Source organism: Kitasatospora sp. NPDC048239 (genome assembly GCF_043202015.1).
GTDB lineage: Bacteria > Actinomycetota > Actinomycetes > Streptomycetales > Streptomycetaceae > Kitasatospora.
In genome coordinates this window covers 1-16,499 of the sequence record NZ_JBICZP010000033.1, presented here as the reverse complement: position 1 = coordinate 16,499, position 16,499 = coordinate 1, and the positions used below count along the sequence as shown (strand labels likewise).

Below are 16,499 nucleotides of genomic sequence, written 5' to 3'. Positions count from 1 at the left end.
GAAACCCAGGGGGGCGCCAGTGTCGCTGACCTTATTCCTCAACGAACTCTCCTGCGACTCCGACGCCGGCCCGCGGGAGGTGGACACGGCGATGGGCGGGTTCGTCGAGACCTTGCGTCACCTTCGCGGCTGGCAGAGCATCGCCCTGGTCACCAAGAGCCCGCTACCGACGGCCGAGCTGGCTCGCGGATACCTGTACCAGCAGTGGGTGAACGAGAACGCCCGGAACCGCGAACGCCATCGCTTCCTGCTCGCGCTGCGCAGCCGATCCCCGTTCAGGGATGCTCTGCCGCTGACCATCGACACGAGCGAGGTCGAGTACCAACACGGCGGCCGCCTGGCCGAGGGCGTCGGGTTCGCCCACCTCACCGACGGCCTCGCTGTCAGCCTGCCCGTCTCCCCGAGATGGGCGACCTCGTGGCTCGATGTCGACATCCAGCACCTCACCGAGGACGGCATCGAGAACAGCCGTGACCTTGCCCGGCACTGCTCCAGCCCGACGGAGGCGGACGAGCACAAGGTCTGGGCGCAGGATGCTGGCACCTCCGCTCTCACGACTCCGGACGAGATTCTCGCCGCTTGGGACGAGTTCTTCCCACACCTCCAGACGATCCCCCGCTTCGAGCGCTGCCTTCGCCGCCTCGACGTGAAGTGGCTCCGGCCGGTGCGCAAGCTGCTGATCGGTCTGGAGGCGACGGCGGCCGGCTGGGACCCTGCAACGTCGCCCGAGCCCAAGTGGCAGCACCCACACATCACCCCGGAATCCCAGAGCCGTCAGCACCTGTGCACCTTCGCCGACCTCGATGGCAAGAACCAGTGCTTCTCGTGGCACGGCCGATTCACTCCGGGGACGGGACGGCTGCACTTTCGGCTCCTCCACGAGGAGCGGGCGTTCCGACTCGGCTACGTCGGCGACAAGCTCGGTAGCGACGCGGAGTCTTGAGAGGCGGCCGTCCCGGGTGCACGCCCGGGACGGCCGTTCTCCCAACGACGTAGCGCGCTCTCCACTCAGATCTGACTCGCGGAGGCGAACCGGACGAACGCCGCCCAGTCGGTCGGCTCGACACGCAGGACCGGCCCTGCCGGGTCCTTCGAGTCACGGACGTGAACGGCAGTTCCCATCAGCGCCACTTCTACGCACTGACCGCCTTCCTCGCTGCTGTAGCTGCTCTTGACCCACTTCAGGGCCGATTCATCAGCCTTCATAGCTCTCCCAACAACCGCTCGACGAACCCCAGGGACTCGTGAGGCGTGAGCGCCTGAGCGCGGAGGATTCCGTACTTGACCTCCAACCCACGGACCAGATGCCGCTCCGTGTGTACGTGGCTCACGTTCTGCACCTCAACGTAAGCGATCCTGCGCCCGTCCCTCGTCTCGATCAAGGTGAACGGCCCAGCGAGCCCTGCGTTCTGGACCCGGTGCAGCGGCATGACCTGAACCTCTACGTTCCGCTGTTGCCCGACCATCAAGATCTGCTCCAGCTGACCGCGCAGTACATCCATGCCACCAATGGGTCTCCGCAGCACCGACTCGTCGATGACGAAGCTCATGATGGGGGCGGGGCGCCTGGCGAAGAGGCTCTGGCGAGCCAGTCGGGCGGTAACACGCTGTTCGATGACGTCATCATCCAGGGGTGGTCGCATCATTGAGAAGACCGCACGCGCGTATTCGTCGGTCTGGAGCAAGCCGTTGACCACAAGGGCGTCGTAGACGTGCAACTCCACCGCCTCCGCCTCCAGCTTGGCGGCATCGCGGAAGAACGCGGGGTACCGCGCCCGCGCGACCTCGTCCTGCATCGCGGTCAGGACACCACCCGCTCCCAGCGCCTGATCCGCCTTCTCGATCAGCTCCGGCCGGGGGATCCGCCGGCCGAGCTCCACCGAGGCGATCTGGTCCTCGCCGTACCCCAACCGCGCGCCCAACTCGGCACGGGTCAGGCCCTCACGCTCGCGGAGGAGCTTCACCTGTCGCCCGAAGGAGCGCAGAAACCCTGCGCCGTCGTCCTGTTCCGCCATGCCGGCCACCTCCGACCCACCACCCTCAACGGGACCGCCCACCGCGGGACCTCACCACGCATCCGCACACGATCGGCCATCGAAACGATACGGACCGCAACCAGCCGTCGTGTCCGGAATCCCGCGGATTCACACCCGCTACGCCGCAGGCACGACCGCCGCACCGCGCAGCAGGTCGCGTGCACGTTCGGCGCCACGCCGGTTGCGCTCGGCGGTGGCCACGTCCAACCCGGCCGCGGGAGGCGCAACTCCCGTGCAACGCAGGCAGATCGTGCCACCACCCGCCACCGGATCCGCGCAGCGCGCGCACTCCCCCACCCCACGGGGTGGCGCGGCGCCAGGCGCCGCCACCGCCGGCATCCTGCGCTCCAGGCGCGCCCGCACGAAGCCCGCCGGCGCGAGTACATGCGGGGGCAGATCGTCCAACAACGCATCCCGCAGCCGCCCGACATCCGGATCCCGGGCCAGCCAGTCCGCCACCAGCGGGGCGAGGTCCAGTACTTCGACCACCCCCAGCCGCAGGCGCCGGTCCCGGGCGGTCAGCCGCCCGAGCAGTCCGGCCGCAGCGGCCCGGGCCTCCTCGTCGGCGTCAGCACCCTCGCCCGGCCTCGCCGAGAGGGAGGAGGTGTTCCCCTCGTTCTTCTCCCCCTTGGGGGAACTGCCGACCTCCCGACCCTCCCCCTCACCGAGTGCCGGGTTTCGGACCGCAGCGCGCCAAGCCTCCTCGATCTCGTCCGCCTCCGTCAGCGACACGCTGCTGACGAGAACGCGGGTCGTCCACGTCCCCTTCGTCGGGTGCTGGGAGCGCCGGACGTGCAGGAACCCCTCCTCGATCAGCTGTGCCCGCGCTCCGGCGACGGCCGTGCGTCCCTCGGGCATGCGCTTGCCGATCGTGAGGACGGTGTCCCGGCTTCCGGGCGGCAGCGACAGCGCCCAGAGCAACAGCGTCTTCGCCGTGGCCCGCAGACGCGGGTGGCGGACGATCTCGTGTGACGCCCGTACGTAGCGCTCGGGCGCGATAAAGTGAACGTGCATGAGGAGGTCCAACTCCCTGTGCCGGACCCCGGGGTGTTAGCGCACCGCCGGGGTCGACTATTGATCTGTAGCCGGACGGTAGCACGCGGTGACCATCTCCCGCCCCCCGAATCTGCGAACCGGACGCCTTCGGTATCAGCCGGACATGGCGCACCGTCAACTTCAACAGCACACCTGCCGTCCGGCCGCAGAGCACAGCCATGCCCTGCGCGGCGCCGAAGGAGAGACACACCCGCTTCGGGTCGAAGCGGGGAGCATCCCAGGAAAGCCGTTCGGCCAGATTGCCAAACCGCCTTCCAGGAGCTGTCATTGGCGCTTGTAGTGGAGGCCTGGCGCACGGTCGAGGTTCAAGGAGAAGCCGTCAGGTGCGGCCTCGTGCCCGTCGGCCGAGTGCAAGGTCAGCCGGTAGCCCGGGCCACTGTGGCTGAGCGGTCCTGAGCTGACGAGTCGATCGCCACTGCCTCGTCGCCATAGGTAGAGGGTGCCGCACGTGCGGGTGAGCCGGAGTGTTCCGGGTACCTCGGTGCAGACAAACGAACCGAGACTCGCGTGGCCGGCGATGTCGGGCTGGGCGCTGCCTCCGATTGCGTGACTAGGGTGTATGGAAGCCACGGAAACCTCTTCCGTTGCTCTGGCGAGTACGCCCTCCAAGTCGTCGAAGACACTCCTTCGGAGCTCGATGCAGAGCCTCGCCGCGACACGGTCGGCGGCGATGGTGTCGCTGTTGGACATGCAGGCGACCCGTGTCCCCGTTGCGGTCAGGTGAGCTGCTGCCGAGAAGCCGTGCTCGTGGCCGTAGTGGAAGACACCGCGCTGCACAGGGCGGGTATCTGCATACAGGCCGGCTCCGTACCGAAAAGGGGCGTGGTCAGCAGACCGGTACGGGACGACGTTCTGGCCAGGCAGTTCGAGACTGGCCTGGTGCCAACGGTCGTAGAGGTGGCCGAGCCAGCGGTCGAGGTCGGCCGGGGTGGTCCAGAGGGCACCGGGGCCGGGCAGGGTGGCGTGCTGGGCGAGCAGGGCGGCCACGCCGTCGATCACCCGCATCCGGTGGTCGCAGTAGGCGTCCTGGTCGTCGGCCGGATTCATGCGCCAACGGGTGGCGACACAGCCTCCACCGCAGGTGCTGCGGTAGTCGCAGGTCGTGCACTTCTCCATCAAGGCCTTGCCCTGCGTCAGGAGATTGGAGCCCTGCTGGGCCTCGGTGATCTCGCGTTGGTCGTTCGTCGTGGCCAGGAGGGTGAGCTGGGCCTGGGGCCAGGGCAGTTCGTCGCAGCTGCCGAGGCGACCGTCGGGGTAGAGGGTGAAGACGTGGTCGCACTTGAGGTCGGAGAAGTGGCAGAAGCCCGTCCCGAGTCCCCGGAGGCGCCGGATGGTGGAAACGGCCGGTTCGAGCTTGATGCGGGCGAAGTGCCCGGCGCTGATCCAGTGCGCCGTGGCGGCGAGGACGAACTCGGCATACTCGTTGGGGTGAATTGCCCAGGCCGGTCCTTCGTCGGAGGCCAGCGCTGCCTGTTGGAGCAGGCGGCTGGCCGAGGTACGCCGACCCGTTGCCGCAGTGGGTCGACGGATGGCAGTGTCGAAGCAGGGCACGAAGCTGACCGCGTTCACCGATCCGAAGCCGGCAAGGTGGTCGAGGACGGCCTCGGCCCGGCCCAGCACAGCCGAGGTCACGGCGGCGATCACTCCGACGCTGCGGCCCCGCTCGGCCAGCAGGTTCAGCGCTCGGGCGACCCGGGGGTAGACCGGCTCCCCGTCGTAGCCGACTCGCCAGGCGTTGCCCTGAGCGTCGCCGTCCAACGAGATACCGATCTGCAGCGTCGGGCAGAGCTCCTCGAAGAGGTCGAGCCACTCCTCGTCGAGCAGGACACCGTTCGTCTGCAGGGTCACGCGGACGACCTTGGGCAGGACGGCCAGCTCACGGAGGATCTCGGCGATGTGCTCCCTGCCGGCGGTCAGCGGCTCGCCCCCGTGAATCTCGACGGCGAGGGGACGGCCCCGGAAAAGAGTGGCCAGACGCCCGATCTGGGCGGCGCTGACCCGGGCTCCTCCGGGTGCCTCCTTGCGCTTCTCGTAGCAGTAGAGGCAGTCGATGTCGCAGGTCTCACCTCGCGCCTTGACGATGACCGACACCGCGGTGGCGGTGTCGTCGGAGTCCAGGCTCCGGTAGAGCTGTTCGATCCCGTGGTGCTGCCGTTCGGTGGTGCGGTGCATCGACTGCCTCCTCACTGCCGTGATCGGATGGGGTTAGTCGGACAGGCGGCCCAACAGGGCGCCCTGGCCGGACTGGAGGATGTGTGCCGCCTCCAGCGGGATCCAGAAGCACTCAAAGTGGGTGGGCTCCTGCTCGCCGTCGTGGTCCTCCTGGCTCATCCACCGCTCCGGGGTGGGCTCGGTGAGCTCCAGGTGGAAGACGTGCCGGTGCTGGATCTCGAACCGGTACGGGCTGATGTCGTACTCGGTCTCGCCGAGCTTGCGCACGACCTTGAAGTCGGTCAGGCCGGTCTCCTCGCGGGCCTCGCGCAGGGCGGCGGCCTCGGGGGTCTCCCCGGGGCGGATGCTACCGGCGGGCACCTGGATGCCGACCTCCTCGTAGGTGTAGTCGGTGTGCCGGAACACCAGCAGCCGTCCGTCGCGCACGACGTAGACGAGCACCTTTTCCTTGGTGACCTTCTCGGGCATGGATGCGTCTCTTCCTTGGTGGATGTGGTTGAGGCCGAACGTCGACTCGGGTCGTCCGGCCGCTGTCCCGATTCGGATCCGGGGCATCCTGGATCTCGGGGAGCCAGCGATTCTATGGGGACTGATGGAGCGTCAAGGCTGCTCCGTCGTAGCGGATGGCACTTGATCAACCCACCCGCGTCCCGACCTCCGGCGCCGGCCTCGGTCGGCTCGGTCCAGCGAACCCGAGATGGCCGAGCGCCCTTACGTCCTCCTGAGTGTCGCCACCTCCGTGGACGGCCATATTGACGACACGTCACCACAGCGCCTTCTGCTGTCGAACGCCGAGGACTTCGACCGTGTCGACCAGGTCCGAGCGGAGTCCGACGCCATTTTGTGCGAGTCGACGGCCGCCCCGAGCCCTGGACAGGGCGGCCGAGCACGATCCCTGTCGCCGGCGGCACCGGCGGTCTGACGCCGAAATGAGAGACGAATCCTCCCGCACCCGCCGTCGCCGGTACTGCTGGTTGCCGCCTGGGGCAGGTGGTGTCGGGCACAGGCGGTATCGGCTACCTGGGCAGCTGCAGGGTCGTGGCTACCTTCGTTCCCATCCCCACGGCCTACCTGAAAGGACCTTCGCGACACCCGTGTACGCCACCGCCCGACCGCCGTACAGGCGTTGGCCGTACGCGCGACACAGCTGGTCACAGGCCTGACGCGGCGGCAGGCTCCTCACCATGACCTCCCTGCACAGCCCGGAGCCCGCCGAGGCAACAGCTCCTGTCCGCGAGTTCGCCATGCGGTTCAGCTCCACCCCGCGCGGCGCCCGGCTCGCCCGCCGGCTCGTCTCCCACCGTCTCGACGACTGGGGGTACGGCTACGACTCCCCGCTCAACGACACTCTGGCCCTGATCACCGCCGAACTCGCGGCCAACGCCGTCCGCCACGGCCACGTCCCCGGGCGGGACTTCGCCGTCCGGCTCACCGAGCGCCCCGACGTGCTACGCATCGAGGTGTCCGACACCCGAACCGAACGGACGCCGCCGACCGCCCTCCACATCCCGTCGGCCGATGCCGAGTCCGGCCGGGGCCTGCTCCTCATCGCCGCCCTCGCCGACCGCTGGGGCACGGCCCCGCGCCCGGCGGCCCCGGGCAAGACCGTCTGGGCGGAATGCCGGCGCTGAGCTGTCACGGGCGACGGCCCACCATCGGACTCATGGTCACGCTTGAGCAACCGGCTGGTGAGAACCCGGCCCGATAGGTCGGTGCCGCACTATACGGTGTGATCCAGTGATCCACGCTCCGTGAGAGCGCACGTCGAAGGAGTCCGCCGTGAGGCCCACCCTGGCCGCCGCGCAGCTGCGCGGCAGTCTGACGCAGTACCTCACGACGACGTACGCCCTCGCGGACGAGGACACCCGCGGTGCGCTCGAACGCTTCCTCGGGCACCCTGAGACCGGGATCTTCCGTGGTCCCTACCTACGGATCAGGACGCCGTTCCACGTAGCGGACGAGGGCTGGCAGCGGCACCTGGAGTGGCAGCCCGGCTTCCCGCCGTACCGGCACCAGGCCAAGGCCTGGGAGCGGCTGAGCACGCTGCACGGCCCGGCGCGGCCGACGCTGGTGACGACGGGAACCGGCTCCGGGAAGACCGAGTCCTTCCTCATCCCCGTGCTGGACCACTGCCGCCGGGAGAAGGCGCGCGGCCGGCGAGGGGTCAAGGCCGTCCTGCTCTACCCGATGAACGCCCTGGCGACCGACCAGGCGGGGCGCATCGGCGACTACCTGGCACAGCCGGAGCTGGCGGAGGTCACGGCCGGGCTCTACATCGGCGACCGCCCGGACACCGACTTTCGGCGGGTGATGACGCGCCGCGAGGAGATGCGGGTCTCGCCGCCGGACGTGCTGATCACCAACTACAAGATGCTCGACCTGCTCCTGCAGCGCGGCGAGGACCGCCCGCTGTGGGAGGGTGCCGAGATCACGCACGTGGTCCTCGACGAGTTCCACACCTACGACGGGGCGCAGGGCACCGACGTCGCCATGCTGCTGCGGCGGCTGGCCGCCGCCGTCGGAGCCACCCGCCCGGGCAGCCCGCTCGGATCGATCTGCCCGGTGGCCACCTCCGCGACCCTCGGCGAGGGCCGACCGGGCGGCCAGGCCGGCGGCATCCTCGACGTGGCGGCCCAGGTGTTCGGCATGCCGTTCACGCCGGACTCGCTGATCGGCGAGGAGCGGATGTCCGCCGAGGAGTTCACCGGTGCGGTGGACTACGAGCTTCCCGAGCCGCCGACCCCGCAGGAGGTCATCACGGCTTCGGGCGGCCCGGGTGTGGAGTCGAACCCCGAGCTGCTGGACCTGAACGGACTCGCCGCCCGCATGCTGGGCCGCTCCGGGCTCGATGCCTTCCAGGTCGGTCGGATGCTGCGGCGCCACGACTACACGCACAACGTGCTGGCCCTGCTCGACGGCGAGCCGCTCGACGAGTGGGGCCTGCGGGACCGACTGGGCCGCTTCGGCTACGCGTGGGGGCGTACCGCGAGAGAGAACCCCCGGCTCGCGCTGCAGGCGCTGTCGCGCTTCGTCGCCCTGCTGTCCGCCGCGCGGGACCCGGACTCGGACGAGCGGCGCCCGCGCCCGCTGTTGCACGTGGAGGCCCACCTGTGGGTCCGGCCGGTGACCCGGGTACTGCGCGGTCTCGGCGGCGCGCCGGAGTTCCGCTGGTACGAGGACGACCGCACGGCCGCCCGCCGTAGTGCCGCCGCCGCCCTGCCGGTGGACAGTGAGGACGGCGACTCCGGCGGCCGGCCGCCGAGCGGTTCACAGCGGCCTGCGGCACTCCCCGGCGCGGACACCGCGGTCCGACCGGCGCAAGTGCACCTTCCGGCCGTCTACTGCCGCAACTGCGGGCGGTCCGGGTGGGCGGCACTCTCCCCGGAGGCCGATCCGCAGCAGCTCGTGATGGCGCACGACAAGATCTGGCGGGCGGGTGTCGGGCGGGACAAGCGACGCCTGCGCTACTTCATCTCCGCGACCAGGGCGGAGAAGCGGGAGGCCCTCGCCGCCCTCACCGGCTCCCGTCCGGCGGGCGGCGGTGCCGACCCGCTCTCCGTCGTCGTGCTCGACGGTGCCCAGGGCACCTACCGGATGCCGGTGGCCGCCGACGACGGTGATCTGCTGGACGCCTGGTTCGCGCTGGCGCTCCTGGACAAGAAGAGCGCCGACAAGGCTGCCACGGACGACCGCTGCCCGGCGTGCAACACCGACAACGGCATCCGCTTCCTCGGTACGGCACTGGCCGCGCTCGCCTCGGCGACCGTCACACAGCTGTTCACCGGAGGCGACATCGCGCTCGTCCCCGAAGAGCGCAAGACCCTCGTCTTCAACGACTCCACCCAGGACGCCGCACACCGGGCCGGGTACATCGCGAACGCCTCCTACAAGTTCTCCCTCCGGTCCTTGCTCGCACACAACCTGGAGGACTCGAGCGCGGCACTCCCGCTGAACGACCTGATCGGGAACGTCCTGGACGCGGTCGGCGACCCCGCCACGCTCGCCGCCGTCGTCCCGCCGGACCTGCACGACGAGGCCGGCGTGGACCGCGTGCTGTCCGGCCGCGGCACCGGCGACGCGCGCACCTGGAGGCTGATCGGCGAGCGCCTGGCGTTCGCCACCGTCATGGAGTTCGGCCTGCGCTCAAGGCTCGGGCGCACCCTGGAGCTCACCCGCACGGCCGCCGCCGAGGTCGTCCTGGAGGATCCCGAACGCGTTGCCGCTCTCGCGCGTGACCTGCACCTCGCCCTGCCCGGCCAGTTGGTCGTCGCGGAGTCGATGCCCACCCCCGAGCGCTACGTCGCCTATGTGCGCGGGCTGCTCGAACGTCTGCGCCAGCGTGGCGGGGTGCGGCACCGCTGGCTGGAGCCGTGGATGAAGGACGCGGGCGTCACCTGGTTCAAGATCTGGGGAGGCCGCCCCGACGGCATGCCGGCCTTCCTCGACAGCATGGCACCGCCCCGGTTCCTGCTCGACGGGCAGAAGGACAAGTCCCACTTCGACACGGTGTCGGGCCGCGGCGGCTGGTACCAGGACTGGACCAGGCGGTGCCTCGGGCTGGACTCCGCCGGCGCCACCGAGTACCTGCGCCGGCTGCTGCCCGCGCTCGCCGACGAGCGCGTCCTGGCCTTCCGCACGGCCCAGGACCGCACCACGCGCGTGTACGGGCTCCAGCCTGGGCACATAGAGGTGCGGCTGCTCGACGACCCGATCGTCAACAAGGCCTTCGTCAGCTGTGAGGACTGCGGCTGGCAGCAGGTCGTGCCGCCCGAGCGGCGCACCCGCTGGTACGGACACCCGTGCCCACGCTACCGCTGCAAGGGAATCCTGACCCCTCCGCAGAACGGCGCCTCCCGCACCGGTGGTACCACTTCCGGCTTCGGCGGCGTCCGGGAACGCGACTACACCGACGACTACTACCGGCGCCTCTACCTGACCGGCGGCACCTTCCGGGTGGTCACCGCCGAGCACACCGGCATGCTCACCCGCCCCGAGCGGGAGCGGGTCGAGCGTGCGTTCCGGTCCGGCACGCACTACACCGATCCCAACGTGCTGTCCTGCACCCCGACCCTCGAACTCGGCATCGACATCGGTGACCTGTCCGCCGTGCTGCTCGGTTCGCTGCCCAACGGACCGGCGAACTACGTCCAACGAGCCGGTCGCGCCGGGCGGAAGACCGGCAACGCCCTCGTCGTCGCCTTCGGCGGCCGCAGGGCCCGCGACCTGTACTACCTCGACGATCCGCGCGAGATGATCGCGGGCGACATCGTACCGCCGGGTTGCTACCTGTCGGCCGTCGAAATCCTCCGCCGCCAGTACACGGCACGACTGCTCGACCTGGCCGCCGCCGGGGAGCTGACCACCGCCGACGGCGAGCGGCTGCAGCCAGTGCCCAGGCTGGTATCGGTACTGTTCGGCACCGGCGGTTGGTGCCAGGACCTTTCCGACGCGGCGCTCACCCACGGAAAGGCCCTGGTGGAGGAGTTTCTGGCACTCTTCCCGAACGGCACCGGTCCGGACGACGACGCTGATCCGGACGACGACGCCGGCGTTTCCGATCATGCGGCCGACGAACTGCGCGCCTACGCCACCGGCGGCATCGCCCGCTCTCTGCAGGAAGCCGAGGAGGCCTGGGTCCTCCGCCGTGAGGAGCTGAAGCGGCGCCTTGTTGCCATCAACAAAGCCGTCGACGCCCTCGTACCGACCGACCCGGAACAGGACCGCGAGCGGCGCGAGCTGCGCGCCGAACTGCGAAGCACGGCCGACCTCCTGGGCGCGCTCAACCGGGCGAGCGCCCACGGCACACTGGTCGAGCTCGGGCTGCTGCCCAACTACAGCCTCGCCGACACGACCACCAAGCTGGAGGCCACCCTCTACTGGCGTGAGGACCCGTCCGAAGAGGACGGCGCCACCACGAGTTCCGGGGATCCGGCGGGCGGGACCGCCCGCGTCTACCGCAGCGAAGTCCGGAGCTACGACCGCTCGCGTCGCCTCGCGCTCACCGAATTCGCTCCCGGCAGCAGCTTCTACGTCAACGGCTACCGGCACGTGGTGCGCGCCCTGGACATCGGCAGCCCCGAGCGACGGGCCTGGTCCGTCTGGCGGCTCTGCCCGTCCTGCGGGTTCGTCCGCACCGAGAACGCGCTCACCGACACCACCCCGTGCCCGCGCTGCGGCGGCCGCGCGATCGCGGACTCCGGGTGCGTACAGTACGTGCTCCAGCCGCGGCAGGTGGTGGCCCGCGACAAGCGGGACGACGCTCGGGTCCGCGACGACAAGGACGAACGGGAGTTCCGGCGGTACTCCGTCCTCACCGCCGTCGACATCGACCCGGACCAGCTCGCCCCCGGCTCGTGGCGCCACGACAAGGCCACCTTCGGGGTGGACTTCGCCCGCCGTGCGGTCGTGAGGACGCTCAACCTGGGCCTCGACCGCCAGGACGGCAGCAGCACCGTGCCCGTCGCCGGTGAGGATGTTCGGCTCAACCCGTTCTACGTGTGCACGAGTTGCGGAGGTGCGACGGCCGACGGCCGCCCCGTCGTCGACGCTCCGGCCGATGCCCTCACCCAATCGCTCAGTGCTCCCTCCAAGGCGGGCGCCCATCACCTGCTCTGGTGCCCCCGTCGCAGGGCACCGCAACAGGCCGGCTCCGGCCGGGCCGACCCGCAGGACGTGCCCCTGCTGCTCGCCCACGAGCTGACCACCGAGGCCGTCCGGATCCTGCTGCCCGCCTCGGTGGCACGGGTGAAGGAGCGCCTGGCGTCCTTCACCGCAGCCCTGTTCGTCGGCATAGCCGCACGCTACGGCGGAGACCCGGACCACATCGCCATCTCGGCCGCCTCCATGCCCGACGGCAGTGACTCCGACTGGCCCCAGCGCTTCCTGGTCGTCTACGACCGCCTTCCCGGCGGTACCGGCTACCTGCCCCGGCTGGCCTCGGCAGAGGGCTTCAAGGAGGTCCTGCTCAGGGCACGCGACGTCATCGAGAGCTGCCCCTGCCGGGAGAAGGGCCAGGACGGCTGCCACCGCTGCCTGCTGCGCCGCGTCCCGGCGACGGACTACGACAAGGTCAGCCGCAGCGAAGTCCGCCAGATGCTCGACGACCTGCTCGGCGCCGACGGGGAGCGCTGGCACACCTCGCCGGTCGCGACCACGCGTCACATCCCGCTGGAGCGGCAGGCCGAGAGCGATCTCGAAATCATGTTCGTCGACACCCTCCGGGACTGGGCCCGGTTGCCGGAGTCCCGCGCGAGCGCGGACGCCTACACGACCTCGGCGGGGACGTACTCCCTCGAACTCCGGCTGACCGGCAACGACGGCTCCACCGTGAGCTGGCGGGTGTCCCAGCAGCGAACGCTGGACGGCACCCGCCCCGACGTGCTCTTCGAACGCCTCGACGCCCCCGGCCCACGCCTCGCCGTCTACCTCGACGGCTACGAGTTCCACGCCGGTCCCCGGCACAACCGGCTGGCGGACGACGCCGTGAAGCGCGCCCGGCTCCGGGCGGACGGCCTGCGCGTCTTCCAGCTGACCTACTTCGACGTCAAGGACTGGCGGCGGCGCGTCACCGACAACGGGCACGGCGGCGGCGAGGGGGATGCTCCGGCCCGGCAGCCCTACGGGTCCGACGGGGACGGGGAGGGCAGGGCACGGAAGTACTACGCGAACATCCGCGGCAGCCTCCCCGGTGAACTCTCCGAAAGCGTCTGGGTCAATCCGGCCGACCTGCTGCTCGCCTACCTGCGCTCGCCCGATGCCGCCCGGTGGCAGTGGCGCGCCGAGGCTGCCGTGGCCGGGCTGACGGGCATCACGGGAGCGCGCGTCGCCGCCCTGGCTGTCGAAGAGGTCGGGCCGCAGGTCCGTACGGCCCTCGGTGGTGGCACACCCGCCGGCCCCCGCGGACCAGTACAGGTCGTGACAGCTCTCGACGGCTCCGGCCTCCGGCTCGTCCTGGTCGCGGACGGCCGCCGAAAGCCACCGGTCTGGAGCGCGCTCGCCGTCCTCGACGACGACGAGCACGTCCACCACGACGAGGCGTCACACAAGCTGCGCTGGCGTTCGTGGCTGTTCTGGACCAACATCCTGCAGTTCCTGGAGCACGGGGGCGGTGACAGCGTCCAACTCACGAGCGGCCTGCTCGACGGCTTCTCCCACGAAGCCCTCGCGGTGAACGGCGGCGAGGGATGGCTGGCCTCGACCCGACGGACACGGACAGACCACCCGGACCGTCCGGCCGATGTCCCCGACACGACGGGCCCTGGAGCGGGCCCCGTCGTGCCCCACGCCGTACCAGGGCCTGCTGCACCGGAATCGGTCCCCGTTCCCGTCTGCGAGCCCGACGCGCACTGGAACCAGGTCCTCGAATACCTGGACCCGGACGAGGCCGGCCTCTCCGAGCTTGCTCGCCTCCTCTCCGAGGCCGGTACACCTGCCCCGAGGGACGGCTACGAGCTCGATGACAACGGCTGGCAGGCCGAACTCGCCTGGCCCGAAGAACGGGTCGGCGTCGTCCTCGCGCCGCGCGCGGCCGACGGGGCGCAGGACTACGAAGCCCAGGACCGGGACAAGGCCTTCCGCGCCGCCGGCTGGGATGTCCGCCCGGCCGTGCTGTGGGACGCTCAGGAACTCGCTGACCGACTCACCCGGCGGAAGAGCGCCGGGGCCACGCCGAAGCACCGACGAAACGGCACGACCACCGACGGAGAGTCAGAGCGATGAAGACCCCGGGAATCACCCTTCGCCTGTTGGACAAGGCGGACAAGGAGATCCTCAAACTCCCCCGCTCGGTCAAGGGCGCCCTCTACGACTTCCAGCACAAGTTCAAGGCCAACCCGCAGGCCACCGGCCTCAAGCTCCAGCAGCTCAAGGGCGACAGCAGACTCTGGTCCGCCCGGGTCAACGACGACCACCGCGCCCTGCTGCTCCGCCTAGCCGACGACGACTGGCTGATCGTCGCGGTCAAGCACCGCAAGGACGTCTACGAGAACCTCGACCGACTCGCCTACGGGATCAACCACATCACCGGTGGTATCGAGTACGTCGACCTCCAGGTGGTGGAGGAGAGTGTCCTCCGCGGCCTCGCCGCAGCACCGCAGCCCACGCAGGCTCCGCGCCCGGTCGAACCGGCCGCGCCTCGCGAACTCTTCGCAGACTGGTCCGACGAGCAGCTCAGAGACCTCGGGGTCGCCGCGCCGCTCCTTCCGGTCATCCGCACCCTCACCACCGAGGACCAGGTCCTCGGTCTCGTCGAATACGCCCCCCAGCTCACGGGGGAGGTGCTCCTGGCCATCGTCGACGGCAAGGACTTCGAAGGAATCCTCGACCAGGTCACGACACCGGTTGCGGCGTTGGAACAGGTCGACCTGGAGGACTTCCAGGCCGCTGCCGAGCGCCCGGCCACCATGGTCACCACCTCCGATGCGGCGCTGGACGAGGTTCTGAAGGACGGCGACTTCGGCCGATGGAAGGTGTTCCTCCACCCCACCCAGTCCAAGCTGGTCGATCGCACCTACTCCGGTCCCGCCCGCGTGAGCGGCGGCCCGGGAACGGGCAAGACGATCGTCGCCCTCCACCGCGTCAAGCACCTGGTCGACCGGCTACCTCCGGGACACACCAAACCCGTCCTCCTCACCACCTACAACAAGAACCTCGCCGCTGACCTCCGCTCGCGTCTCATGGAGCTCGGCGGGGAAGGACTGCTGGCGCGGGTCGACATCAGTCACGTCGACCAACTCGCGCTCCGAATCGTCCGGGAGGCCGAACCCGGCAACTCCAAGCAGACGATCGACGACAACCAGGCCGTTCGGGAGTGGCAGACGCTGCTGGACGAGCTCGGTGAGACCGGATGGGACGCCGAGTTCCTGCACGACGAGTGGACGCAGGTGATCCTCGGGCAGGCGATCGGGTCGCGCGCGGACTACTTCAGGGCCAGGCGGGCCGGCCGCGGCGGAAACATCGGTCGCGCCGAGCGCGCCGAGATCTGGCAACTCGCCGAGCGCTTCACCCAGCGATTGGAAGGCAGTCGACGGCAGACCTGGGACCAAGTGACCGAGCGGGCCGCCCGCCTGGAGATGGAACGCGAGCAGCGGATCTCGGCGGTCGACGCCCAACGGGACGAGGCCGGAGGCCTGGACAACATCCACCTCCAGGACGGTTCCGCCGGATGGCTGCGGTACCGGTACCGGCACATCGTGGTTGACGAGGCGCAGGACCTGCGACCCGCGCACTGGAAGATGCTCCGAGCCATGGTTCCGACCGGCCAGGACGACATCTTCCTGGCCGGCGACACCCACCAACGCATCTACCGGAACCAGGTGACGCTCGGAAGCCTGGGTGTCCACATCCGGGGCCGGTCCTCGAAACTCAATCTCAGCTACCGCACCACCCGCCAGATCCTGCGTTCGGCCCTGGACGTCCTCACCGGAGAGTCCTACGACGACCTCGACGGCGGCGAGGAGACCCTCGCCGGCTTCCGTTCCGTCCTCAACGGTGCCCTCCCCCGACTGCATGCCTGCACCGACTGGGCCGCAGAGCGCTCCGCCATCGCCGAGTACATCGCCTCCTGGGACGCCCACTTGGACGAGCGGATCCCCCATGAGCAGATCGCGGTCTGCGTCCCCACCAACCAGATGGCGGGCGAGGTCGCCTACACGCTGGCGCAGCACGGAATCCCCGCGGTGGAGATCGGCCCGGACGGCCCCAGGAGCGACAACGGCGTGCACATCGGCACGATGTTCAGGTTCAAGGGCCTGGAGTATCAGCGGATGATCATCGCCGGCGTCCGCGACGGCCTGGTGCCGCGCGACAACGTGAACCGTCTGCAGCACACGGATCCGGTGCGCCACCGGAGGGAGATGCAGCGTGCCCGCTCGCTGCTGTTCGTCGCAGTGACCCGCGCCAGGGACAGCGTCGACATCTTCTGGCACGGAAGCCCCAGCCCCTTCCTGAAGCCCGTCCTCGACAACTGACCCCTGGCTGTCGCCGACGAACCGCGGGGCCTCTCCGGGTACGCACCCCGGCCACTCCCGGAGAGGCCCCAGCCGCGGGAGCTTCTTCTACCCGCCGGCAGGCTCTTCGGTTTCGCCCTGCCTGGGTCTCGGGTCCCGGGGCAGGGCTCTCCACTCGCATACGGTCCGGAAATGCAAAAAGACCCCCATCCGAATGGATGGGGGTCTTTTTGGAATGATTGTTCGGCGGCGTCCTACTCTCCCACAGGGTCCCCCCTGCAGTACCATC

Annotated in this window: 9 protein-coding genes; 4 read left to right on the top strand and 5 right to left on the bottom strand. The window is 70.0% G+C overall.

Translation table 11 applies throughout. The annotated features are described in order from the left end of the window. The first annotated feature begins 19 nt into the window (after positions 1–19). On the top strand, positions 20–943 hold the full coding sequence (locus ACGFZP_RS38950) for a hypothetical protein (protein ID WP_392942069.1): 924 nt from the start codon (positions 20–22) through the stop codon (positions 941–943). 65 nt (positions 944–1,008) lie between these two features. Here ACGFZP_RS38950 and ACGFZP_RS38945 read toward each other — a convergent pair whose 3' ends face one another. From ACGFZP_RS38945 to ACGFZP_RS38925, 5 genes are all read right to left on the bottom strand, one after another. Beyond that, complete coding sequence (locus tag ACGFZP_RS38945; RefSeq protein WP_392942066.1) at positions 1,009–1,206, bottom strand: DUF397 domain-containing protein; 198 nt, start codon at positions 1,204–1,206, stop codon at positions 1,009–1,011. Beyond that, positions 1,203–2,015: a Scr1 family TA system antitoxin-like transcriptional regulator gene (locus ACGFZP_RS38940; RefSeq protein WP_392942064.1), complete on the bottom strand. Its 813-nt coding sequence runs from the start codon at positions 2,013–2,015 to the stop codon at positions 1,203–1,205. The genes ACGFZP_RS38945 and ACGFZP_RS38940 overlap by 4 nt, the downstream gene beginning before the upstream one ends. Positions 2,016–2,153: 138 nt before the next feature. Continuing rightward, positions 2,154–3,050 carry a hypothetical protein gene (locus tag ACGFZP_RS38935; RefSeq protein ID WP_392942061.1) on the bottom strand — a complete coding sequence of 299 codons (897 nt, stop codon included), beginning with the start codon at positions 3,048–3,050 and terminating at the stop codon, positions 2,154–2,156. 306 nt (positions 3,051–3,356) lie between these two features. Then, positions 3,357–5,264: a radical SAM protein gene (locus tag ACGFZP_RS38930; RefSeq protein ID WP_392942058.1), complete on the bottom strand. Its 1,908-nt coding sequence runs from the start codon at positions 5,262–5,264 to the stop codon at positions 3,357–3,359. A gap of 33 nt (positions 5,265–5,297) precedes the next feature. Beyond that, on the bottom strand, positions 5,298–5,732 hold the full coding sequence (locus ACGFZP_RS38925; RefSeq protein ID WP_392942056.1) for an NUDIX domain-containing protein: 435 nt from the start codon (positions 5,730–5,732) through the stop codon (positions 5,298–5,300). A gap of 716 nt (positions 5,733–6,448) precedes the next feature. Between ACGFZP_RS38925 and ACGFZP_RS38920 the strand changes: the two genes are divergently transcribed. The 3 genes from ACGFZP_RS38920 to ACGFZP_RS38910 all read left to right on the top strand — a co-directional run bounded on the left by ACGFZP_RS38920 (position 6,449) and on the right by ACGFZP_RS38910 (position 16,231). Next, entirely contained in the window at positions 6,449–6,895 is a 447-nt protein-coding gene (locus ACGFZP_RS38920; protein WP_392942054.1) for an ATP-binding protein, read from the top strand. Between the two features lie 148 nt (positions 6,896–7,043). Further along, a complete protein-coding gene (locus tag ACGFZP_RS38915; RefSeq protein ID WP_392942051.1) occupies positions 7,044–13,982 on the top strand; it encodes a DEAD/DEAH box helicase in 6,939 nt (2,312 codons plus the stop codon). Then, positions 13,979–16,231 carry a UvrD-helicase domain-containing protein gene (locus tag ACGFZP_RS38910; protein WP_392942048.1) on the top strand — a complete coding sequence of 751 codons (2,253 nt, stop codon included), beginning with the start codon at positions 13,979–13,981 and terminating at the stop codon, positions 16,229–16,231. The genes ACGFZP_RS38915 and ACGFZP_RS38910 overlap by 4 nt, the downstream gene beginning before the upstream one ends. Positions 16,232–16,499 lie beyond the last annotated feature (268 nt).